This is a genomic window from Mesorhizobium sp. CNPSo 4688, assembly GCF_057784295.1.
Genome location: NZ_JBWLUY010000050.1, coordinates 1 through 8,164 on the forward strand (window position 1 = coordinate 1; position 8,164 = coordinate 8,164).

Sequence of the window (8,164 nt, forward strand, 5' to 3'; positions counted from 1 at the left end):
TCGTGAAGCTCGACCGTATCAGGCAGAGCCGTGCCGACGTTGAGTTCCACACCGGGAAGCTTCACCGAAGCGAGAGGCTGTTTCTTCACATATTCACGGATAACCGTGTCTTGCTCGGGCTGGATGATGATGTCTTCTGCAGCAGCGGCGCCGATGCCTGCGATAAGCAGAAGCGCCGCTGCGGTGCCTGTAAGATAGATTTTCATGATTTTCTCCATTGTTAGGCCAGCACGGACCGACCCTCGTCGTCGGCCTGGCCAATCCAACTTTGTCGTATTGCAAATGTTCCCAGGCACAGACTTCGGTCGGGTCGACGCAGGACCAAGGTCTGACTGCAAGACGCAATGGTCTTGCGGATTATGCTGCCCGGAACAGCCACTCCCTGCGCTCGTTGTTTGATGCAGATTGCAGGAGGAACCTGTGGATAGAAGTGTTGGCCAATCGCGTTGGCTGCTCGCGCCGATTTTTGCGGTGGCCGTCACGTTCCTAATGATTGGAATATCCCTTGGCTGACGATCCCAACATCTGCTTGGCCCATTGCTGCGCTGAGACGACTCTACTGCAGCGGAAAATGGCGATTGAACCCTCTGTCCTGACTGGTGAGCGTGGGGTGAACTAATGTTTCGCGACAAAGAAGTCCGGTTCCTGGAGGCAGGCTTACTCGCGGCAGTGCCAATTTGCGTCGCCCTCGCTTCCCTGATTGCCTTGTTGACCGTGGCAAGGACATGAACCGCATCCTTTTCGTGGCGGCCGATTTCCTATCGCGGCCACCGGGTTTCTACGTCTTGATGATAGCCATGGTGGCGTGTACCGCTCTGGTGCCCTTTGGCATGACAAATGCAGTTACCTATGCGCTTTCAGTAGCGGCTATCGTGATCACGGGGATTGTCCTTATTCAGGGCTATCGAGACACAGCCGCCATCCACGCCAAACTCGATGAAATCATCGTTTCACTGGATGAAACCAGAAACGATGTCGTCGGACTGGAGCACGCCGAGCCGGAGGAGATCCGGGAAAAGCTTATCGTGCTCGAAGAAGAAGCGGCAGATCGAGGACAGCGATAATGAGCGTTTCTGGCCCAGCAGACGACGTGGCCATGTCCCTCGACCCTCTCACGGCATCTGATCAGAGGAAGCGCACACCGCGAAAGCGTGCCAAGCGTCTGGCTGAAGATGGGGGCGGGTGTGTTGCGCCCGTTCCATCTGAAGAGAAGTCCTTCCGTGTCTTCTTCTTGTCGAGGGAAACCGGCATCGACCCCGATCAGGCTCGCGAACTCGTCAATAGCATTGATGGGGACGGTGCCGCGTTGGTGGACGCCGCACGCCGAATGAAAGTCAAGCCCAATGACTGACGAATGCGACATGCCTGATCTGCTTTTCGCTTGCTGGCAGCGGGTGACGGTGGATCAAAAAACCCGGTCGCGCATTTAAGTTATGGCTAATAATGGCCTAAGGAGGAATCAATGAAAAAGACGCTTCTTATTTTGAGTATACTTATCCCGCTCGCAGCATGTTCACGCACCGAACAGGGCGCTGCCGTGGGCGGATTGGGCGGCGCGGCAGTAGGCGCCGCCGTGGCAGGCGACCCCGTCAAAGGCGCGGTTGTTGGTGGCGCAGTTGGCGCGATAGCCGGCGCGGTCATTGGACACGCCAGCGAAGCCGGCCAGTGCAGATACCGCGATAGGTATGGAAGAGTTTACGTGGCTCGGTGCCCGGAGGGCTACTGATTTAGAAGGCGCGTGGTCCTCTACGATCACGCGCCTTTTGATTTCGGTCCTTCCCACGGCTGCTTTCTTCCATCAGTTTTGGCTTCGCGATGGGACATTGAAGCCGATGCTGGCGTCAAATCAATGAAGCCCAATAGCTCTTTGCGGCAGCCCGCGATCCACCATCCTTTGAGAGGGGTAGGATTGCCTGCCAGCCAGGGGCGATCAGCTCCCGTTCCCGACAGTAGGGCGAAGTGCCAGCCGAAGCCGTCCTTGCCTGCCACCTCGACAACGTTGATGAGGCCCTGGTAGGTCACATCCTGCTTTCTGAATCAGGTCAAAATGACCGATTTGGTGGGTATGCCTACTTGGGTTTGCCGCTAGCGTCGGCCATTTCGCCCTTGAAGGTAACTTTCGTGCCCTTTTTTACCATCGAGGCGAGGTCTTCGGCATCCCAGTTCGTCAACCTGATGCAGCCATGCGAGAAGGTCTTCCCGATCTTGCCGGGTTCGGGGGTGCCGTGAATGCCGTAGCTTTCGATCGACAGATCGATCCATATAGACCCCACCGGATTGTTAGGGCCGGCAGCAATGGTGAAGGGGCGTTTGGTCTTGACGCCCTTGAAAGCGAAGTGGGGATCGTAGTGATAGGTCGGATTGTGCACCACGCGTTTGACCTCTGTCTGGCCGCTCGGCGCGGGCTTTTCGTCGCTTCCTATGGACGCGGGGTAGACTGCGAGCGCTTTACCGGAAGGATCAAGCGCGCGTAGCACGCGAGCCTCCTTATCGACCTCGACCTCGGCAATGGCGGCGGGAGGATCGCCCCGACCAATGTCAGGGACCAGCAGCTTCGTGCCGGCCTTTCTCAGGCCGATGCCAGGATTGAGTCTTTGCAATAGCGGTTCGCTGATGTGGAAGCGCTCCGCCAGCTTCTCGGCCGCACTGTGATAGCCGAGCCTCGACAGCCGGGCCATGCGCTCCAGGCGAGCAGGAATTCGCTTTGTAAAAGGTCCGCGCACATCCTTGCGCGTCAGTTCATAGGTGATCAGGACCGGGCTCGCGGAGGTAGCCAGCAGCTTGTCCCAGGTTTCCTGGGTGAGCTTGCCATCGGACGGGAATCCGTTCGCCGTCTGGAAGGCGCTGATCGCCTTGGTGAAGCTCTCACCAAGGTGGCCGTCGATCAGGCCTGGCGAGAAGCGCGCGCGGTCCAAGAGAATTTGTGCCTTCAGAACGACTGGGCTGAAACCCTTTGGAGTGTCGGATGCAAATTGCGCCTGGTTGACGTCGGCTAGATCCTCCTTCGCCGCTTCGGCTCCCCCACAAGCGAGGAGGAACGCTGCCGCGACGACAAGGAGCCTGATCATCGAGTTCACTCCGGATGGGGACCTGCCTCTATGACGCGGCACAGCCTATTTGGTTCCGTGAACTCGGTCCAAGGCATTTGGATTCAAGGCTTTAGCGCAAGCGCAACCTCGTACCGGCACTCACATCTTAGTCGGACGGCCCCGGACAACGCCGCAGCGATACCCAGCATTAGATCGTCGCTCGCGGAACTTTTGTGAAGCTGAGCCCTTCCTCCATTTGAACCGTGGAGGAGACCAAAAATGGCAAATCTGGGAAGATTGGCGATCGCGATGCTTGGCGTCCTGGCATACCAGAATCGCGACAAGATCGGCGACATGCTCCGTGGGGCGGGAGCTCGTAATCCAAGCGACCCGCAAGGCGGGATTCTGGATCAGATATCGAAAGGCGTGTCGGGAACAGCCCTCGGTGACATCCTCGACCGATTCAGAGGGGCAGGGGCAGGATCGAAGGTCGACTCTTGGGTTGGCACCGGGCCGAACCAGCCTATCCAGCCAAGCGACGTGGAGGCGGCCATAGACGAAGACACACTCACTTCGCTCTCGATGCAGACGGGTCTTTCACGCGAGGACCTCATCAGCAGGATCACGCGCGATTTGCCCGAGGCAGTCAACAAGATGACGCCAGATGGAAAATTGCCCGCTGAGCCGACGCGAAACTCGGGTGAGACGACCTTGCTTGATGACGTGCCCACCCGTAGGCCACAAGCTAAGAATTCAACCGGTCAGGACGATGTCTAGAGCAACAGCTCTAGAACGGGGCGAGTTGATAAATCGCACACGCCCGGCCGCTGAGACGAGCCGGGAGGGCCATCGCGATTCTGATGTGGCAACAGCAATTGTCGAGTTGGATTTATTGGCCGCGTTGCTTGATTCCCGCTGGCGCATTCCAGGAACATCAATACGTTTTGGACTGGATGCCCTGGTGGGTCTGGTGCCCGTACTCGGAGATATGGCGACGGGCCTAGTTTCGGCATATATCGTGGTGCGAGCCCGAAACTGCGGTGCTGGAAATGGCTTGGTCGCCCGCATGTTAGGGAACGTGCTGGTTGATACGGTAGGGGGAAGCGTTCCTATTCTCGGTTCAATCTTCGATATCTATTTTAAAGCCAACAACCGCAACATCCGACTGCTTCGTCGTCACCTCCAGAGGTAGGCGGAAGCTGGCAGCTGGGGGTGACGCGATCTGCCTGAGTGTAGCTCAGTATTCACCCGAGGAACTTTATTGGCGTATGGCACGTTTTCCCGCCGAACCAATTTCGGTTCAAGTAAAGGGGAAATTATGGAAAATCCAGGCGTTGGTTGGATAGCTGCTATCGTCATCGGCGGTATCGCCGGCTGGCTCGCTGAGATGTTCATGAAAAGCAATATGGGCGTGCTCATGAACATCATTTTGGGGATCGTCGGCGCCATTGTTGCCAACGTCCTTCTCGGGCTGCTTGGCGTATCGTTAAGCGGCTGGCTTGGCTATCTTGTCGCCGGCTTCATCGGTGCGTGCATTTTGATTGCCCTGGCTCGAATGATTAGACGCTGAACCAACAATCGAGCTTGCACGTTCTTACTCATGATTGAGGCGCGTGGTCGTAGGGGTCACGCGTTTTTTCACAGCCCTCTTGCGACGCTTAGCCCTCGGATTTTGAGGCGAGTGCGAAACTCATGCTGTGGTCCCACCCGGAACATCGGAAGTGCTGGTGCATTGCTAGTGAACGCCAATGCAACTGGGGCTCAAAATGCGTCGCGCGCTGACAAATGCATGGGGCATCGTGCGAGAAAGTGTCGTTGGCTTTGTCAACGACAACGCTCTTAGCCACGGCGCGGCAATTGCTTTCTACGCCACGACGTCGTTGGCGCCAATTCTGCTCATCGTAGTGGCAATCGCGGGTGTCGCATTCGGCCACGAAGCCGCGCAATTGGCTTTGTCTGCACAGATCACAGGCCTGATGGGTCCAGAAAGCGCAAGTCTCCTTCAAACCGCACTAGAGAGCGCATCCGGAAAATCATCCGGCACCTGGGCGGCGGTGATTGGCATCATCACCTTGCTTGTGACCGCTTCAGGTGTCTTTGGCGAGATGCAGCAGTCGTTGAACGCGATATGGAAGGTCGAAGCGCAGGGCAGTTCGTTGTCGCGCCTGGTGCGCGCACGTGCAGCAAGTCTGGGACTGGTCGCTGCACTTGGCTTCATGTTGCTCGTCTCTCTCGTAGTAAGCGCGGCGATTTCGGCCCTAGGCAACGTCATCAACGCACAGTTGCCGTTCGGCACAATCGTCCTAGGCGTGATCAACGCGGTCGTTTCGTTTGTCCTGATCGCCGCCATGTTCGCCGCTATCTTCAAGATCTTGCCTGATCGAAGCTTGGAATGGCGCGATGTCGGAATTGGCGCGGTTGTGACCGCTGCCCTGTTCACGCTCGGGAAATCGCTTATTGGTTGGTATATCGGCTCCAGTGCGATCGCGTCCTCATATGGGGCTGCCGGTGGTCTGCTCGTCATCCTGCTGTGGGTTTACTACTCGGCGGAGATTTTTCTTTTTGGTGCGGAAATCACTCGCGCCTATTCCGTTCGACACGGCAGCAGGTCCGATCTGGACGCGGTGGTTCACAGAGGTCTGCCAGCAAGACAGGTGGGCGCATTTCGCGCGGAGCAAAAGTCCAACCCTGCTGGAGTTGTCGTGCTGTTTGCGGTGGCATGCGCGAGCGCAACACTGACCACCTTGATGTTGGGTCTTCGCCGCTGACCACGCGGTAAGCCATCGCAATCCTATAAGCCATCGCGACTTCCGGCAGGATGTAGCGTGCCGCGTGAAAGGCACGGAACCTTTCGCCTCGCCCGCTCTTTCACTCGAAGCCAATTCGGGCAAGGGAGCATTGTAATGAAAACTCTAGCCGACATTTTCGAGCATACCCTCCAAGACATGTATTACGCGGAGAACGCGATTACCAAGGCCTTGCCCAAGGTGGCTGTGGCCGTGAAGGACGCCAAGCTAAAGAAAGCTGCCGAGGACCATCTCGAAGAGACAAAGGGACAGATCAAGAAACTCGAGCAGGTGTTCAAGTCGATAGGCAAGAAAGCGTCTGGGGAGAAGTGCGACGCGATAGAGGGCCTCATCAAGGAAGCTGACGGACTGATGGAGGAAGCGTCGGGAACGGCTCTCGATTCCGGCCTGCTGGCGGCTTGTCAGGCAGTCGAGCACTATGAGATATCCCGGTACGGCTCGCTGCGGGAATGGGCAAAGGATCTTGGGCATGATGAGGCGCACAAGTTGCTCAGCGAGATCCTCGACCAGGAAAAAGCCACCAACAACAAGCTGACGAACCTGGCGGTTACGTCGATTAACAGGACAAATTGATCCCCGGCGTTGGTGCGAGCAGTTCCTGGCCTTCGGAGTGACAGTCGCTCCTTAAGCTATAAGGGGCACAGCGGGGAGGAGGCGCCCCGCTGCATCCAACGAACTGCACAGCGAGCTCAGCTCTGTTTGTTGATGGGTGCAGGAGGCGACCGCCAATTCGTCGGAGGCATGGCCCGCGCGACGCGACTGCGAGCTTATCGAGCGTCCCTGCAAGGGGCTGGACGCCGTGTGGCATGAGGTAGAGCACGGCGCGATGCGAAAGAGAGGGATGGCGGGGTTTCCCTTATGCCTTTCTCTGCCGGCGGCGCCACATTCTATTGTCGGTGGTGAGACCATTATCATCTTCAGGGCGGGCGAGCGATGGAGTGCCTCCGACGGTGAAGACAATTCCGGCGTCCTCAAAGGCTTGGCGCATGGCAGCGATGTTATGGGGACGCGGTTTCCTAACGCCGTTCTCAAAATCGCTGATCGTCATTTCGCTAAGATTGGCCTTTACGGCAAGTCGGACCCGCGACCAGTTCAGTAGGGATCGTGCTGCTCTTAATTGATCTGCTGAGAGTAGGTTGCGGCTGTCCATAAGCATTCAAACATTTAATATGGCTAATATGTTCCTTGACCTTTCTGCAGCAATCTGAGGCCTATAAGCCGCGACTAGTGCCAAATCTGCCGCACCTTGACGATGCGTGCAGCTTGCAGGACCACGAGCTTATCGAACGGCCTGGCAAAAGCTGGGGCGCCGCGGGCAAAGGGTGCAAAGGTCCATCTACTCCAAAACGCGGTGCATGTAAGGGTCGCTATCGGATGGCTAAGAAACTCAAAGTCTATCAAACCTCCATCGGCTTCTTTGACCTTGCCGTCGCCGCACCATCGATGAAGGCTGCCGCAGAAGCATGGGGATCGGACCCCGACATCTTCAAGCGCGGATTCGCGAAACAGACGGAAGACCCCAAAGTGGTTGAAGCAGCGATAGCCACGCCAGGCGTGGTTTTGCGGCGGCCTGTCGGATCGCGCGAGAAATTCACTCAAAAGGCTGCGCTTCCGAGAGCACCCGACGTGGGTCAGCGAGTTGCGCAGGATCGTGTGCAACGCCAGGACGTTAGCAAGAAAGCCGACAAGAAATCCGCAGAGAAAGCGGAACTGAATGCGGCTGCGGCTCTCGAAAAGGAGAAAAAACGTGAGGCCCTCGATCGCGCAAAAGCAGAGGCCGAGCGCGAGCGTGCGAAAAGGCTACGCGAACGAGCGATTGCCAAGGCCAATGCCGTTTTCGAACGGGCTCGTAGCCGCCATGAGAGCGCCATGAACGCCATCAGGCAGCGACGGGAGGACCTGGACAAAGAGGAAGCTGACGAGGAGGAAAGATGGGAGCGCGAGCAGCAGGCGCACGACGCCTCGTTGAACGAAGCAAAGGCGTAGGCTGCAAGCACGGCGCTGTCCGACCGCATCAGTTCGAGCCAGCCCAATAGGGCGGCGCGGCAAATTTGCATTGTGCTCGCTGCCTCCCGCTGACCGGCCATCGCTTGCGTTCGGCCGCCGCAGGAACCAAAGCGGCCGACGGAGGTTGGTTTATCGAAGGGACCTCGAACCGTAAGGATTCGGAACGATGGTTGAAATCTATGACTTTGAAGCGGCGAAGGCCCGGCTGCGCGTGAAGCGTGCGGAGCGTTCGCTTGATCAAGCAAATCAGGCTTTGGACGACGATACCGGCGTTTGTCTCAGCCTTGCGATGCTCTGTAGTCGCATCGGATCCGACCAGCT

The 8,164-nt window shown here is 57.5% G+C and carries 13 protein-coding genes; 9 read left to right on the plus strand and 4 right to left on the minus strand.

All coding sequences use genetic code 11. From position 1 onward, the window contains the following. On the minus strand, positions 1-206 hold a 206-nt coding region (locus AC04SH_RS34125; RefSeq protein WP_488578020.1), incomplete at its 3' end, for a DUF1236 domain-containing protein. 519 nt (positions 207-725) lie between these two features. Between AC04SH_RS34125 and AC04SH_RS34130 the strand changes: the two genes are divergently transcribed. The 3 genes from AC04SH_RS34130 (at position 726) to AC04SH_RS34140 (ending at position 1,726) form a co-directional block, all read left to right on the plus strand. Further along, positions 726-1,064 (plus strand): low affinity iron permease family protein, encoded by a 339-nt coding sequence (locus tag AC04SH_RS34130; protein WP_477232486.1) that lies wholly within the window; start codon positions 726-728, stop codon positions 1,062-1,064. Continuing rightward, the gene (locus AC04SH_RS34135; RefSeq protein WP_488578021.1) at positions 1,064-1,351 is read left to right on the plus strand and encodes a hypothetical protein; all 288 of its coding nucleotides are present in this window, start codon (positions 1,064-1,066) and stop codon (positions 1,349-1,351) included. Before AC04SH_RS34130 ends, AC04SH_RS34135 begins: the two co-directional genes overlap by 1 nt. Positions 1,352-1,462: 111 nt before the next feature. Continuing rightward, positions 1,463-1,726, plus strand: coding sequence for a YMGG-like glycine zipper-containing protein (locus tag AC04SH_RS34140; protein WP_477232484.1), 264 nt, complete (start codon positions 1,463-1,465; stop codon positions 1,724-1,726). Positions 1,727-1,752: 26 nt separating this feature from the next. Here AC04SH_RS34140 and AC04SH_RS34145 read toward each other — a convergent pair whose 3' ends face one another. Together AC04SH_RS34145 and AC04SH_RS34150 are read right to left on the minus strand one after the other, a co-directional pair. Continuing rightward, on the minus strand, positions 1,753-2,022 hold the full coding sequence (locus AC04SH_RS34145; protein WP_488578022.1) for a hypothetical protein: 270 nt from the start codon (positions 2,020-2,022) through the stop codon (positions 1,753-1,755). A gap of 47 nt (positions 2,023-2,069) precedes the next feature. After that, on the minus strand, positions 2,070-3,068 hold the full coding sequence (locus AC04SH_RS34150) for a L,D-transpeptidase family protein (protein WP_488578029.1): 999 nt from the start codon (positions 3,066-3,068) through the stop codon (positions 2,070-2,072). Positions 3,069-3,308: 240 nt separating this feature from the next. On the opposite strand from AC04SH_RS34150, the gene AC04SH_RS34155 reads away from it, so the two are divergent. The 5 genes from AC04SH_RS34155 (at position 3,309) to AC04SH_RS34175 (ending at position 6,409) form a co-directional block, all read left to right on the plus strand. After that, positions 3,309-3,806 (plus strand): YidB family protein, encoded by a 498-nt coding sequence (locus AC04SH_RS34155; RefSeq protein WP_488578023.1) that lies wholly within the window; start codon positions 3,309-3,311, stop codon positions 3,804-3,806. 85 nt (positions 3,807-3,891) lie between these two features. Then, positions 3,892-4,221: a DUF4112 domain-containing protein gene (locus tag AC04SH_RS34160; RefSeq protein WP_488578024.1), complete on the plus strand. Its 330-nt coding sequence runs from the start codon at positions 3,892-3,894 to the stop codon at positions 4,219-4,221. Positions 4,222-4,347: 126 nt separating this feature from the next. Next, entirely contained in the window at positions 4,348-4,599 is a 252-nt protein-coding gene (locus AC04SH_RS34165) for a GlsB/YeaQ/YmgE family stress response membrane protein (RefSeq protein WP_488578025.1), read from the plus strand. Positions 4,600-4,795: 196 nt separating this feature from the next. Beyond that, entirely contained in the window at positions 4,796-5,797 is a 1,002-nt protein-coding gene (locus AC04SH_RS34170) for a YihY/virulence factor BrkB family protein (protein WP_488578026.1), read from the plus strand. A 135-nt stretch (positions 5,798-5,932) separates the two neighbouring features. Continuing rightward, positions 5,933-6,409 carry a YciE/YciF ferroxidase family protein gene (locus AC04SH_RS34175; RefSeq protein WP_488578027.1) on the plus strand — a complete coding sequence of 159 codons (477 nt, stop codon included), beginning with the start codon at positions 5,933-5,935 and terminating at the stop codon, positions 6,407-6,409. Positions 6,410-6,692: 283 nt separating this feature from the next. On the opposite strand, the gene AC04SH_RS34180 is transcribed toward AC04SH_RS34175, so the two are convergent. After that, the gene (locus tag AC04SH_RS34180; RefSeq protein WP_488578028.1) at positions 6,693-6,992 is read right to left on the minus strand and encodes a helix-turn-helix domain-containing protein; all 300 of its coding nucleotides are present in this window, start codon (positions 6,990-6,992) and stop codon (positions 6,693-6,695) included. A 218-nt stretch (positions 6,993-7,210) separates the two neighbouring features. Here AC04SH_RS34180 and AC04SH_RS34185 point away from each other — a divergent pair, with 218 nt between their 5' ends. After that, a complete protein-coding gene (locus AC04SH_RS34185; RefSeq protein WP_477237987.1) occupies positions 7,211-7,822 on the plus strand; it encodes a cell envelope biogenesis protein TolA in 612 nt (203 codons plus the stop codon). The last annotated feature ends 342 nt before the right edge of the window (positions 7,823-8,164 follow it).

Bases quoted from the DNA above. Each gene is read 5' to 3' on its own strand.
- AC04SH_RS34130 (WP_477232486.1), top strand. From the start codon at position 726: ATGAACCGCATCCTTTTCGTGGCGGCCGATTTCCTATCGCGGCCACCG.
- AC04SH_RS34135 (WP_488578021.1), top strand. From the start codon at position 1,064: ATGAGCGTTTCTGGCCCAGCAGACGACGTGGCCATGTCCCTCGACCCT.
- AC04SH_RS34140 (WP_477232484.1), top strand. From the start codon at position 1,463: ATGAAAAAGACGCTTCTTATTTTGAGTATACTTATCCCGCTCGCAGCA.
- AC04SH_RS34150 (WP_488578029.1), bottom strand. From the start codon at position 3,068: ATGATCAGGCTCCTTGTCGTCGCGGCAGCGTTCCTCCTCGCTTGTGGG.
- AC04SH_RS34155 (WP_488578023.1), top strand. From the start codon at position 3,309: ATGGCAAATCTGGGAAGATTGGCGATCGCGATGCTTGGCGTCCTGGCA.
- AC04SH_RS34165 (WP_488578025.1), top strand. From the start codon at position 4,348: ATGGAAAATCCAGGCGTTGGTTGGATAGCTGCTATCGTCATCGGCGGT.
- AC04SH_RS34170 (WP_488578026.1), top strand. From the start codon at position 4,796: ATGCGTCGCGCGCTGACAAATGCATGGGGCATCGTGCGAGAAAGTGTC.
- AC04SH_RS34175 (WP_488578027.1), top strand. From the start codon at position 5,933: ATGAAAACTCTAGCCGACATTTTCGAGCATACCCTCCAAGACATGTAT.
- AC04SH_RS34180 (WP_488578028.1), bottom strand. From the start codon at position 6,992: ATGCTTATGGACAGCCGCAACCTACTCTCAGCAGATCAATTAAGAGCA.
- AC04SH_RS34185 (WP_477237987.1), top strand. From the start codon at position 7,211: ATGGCTAAGAAACTCAAAGTCTATCAAACCTCCATCGGCTTCTTTGAC.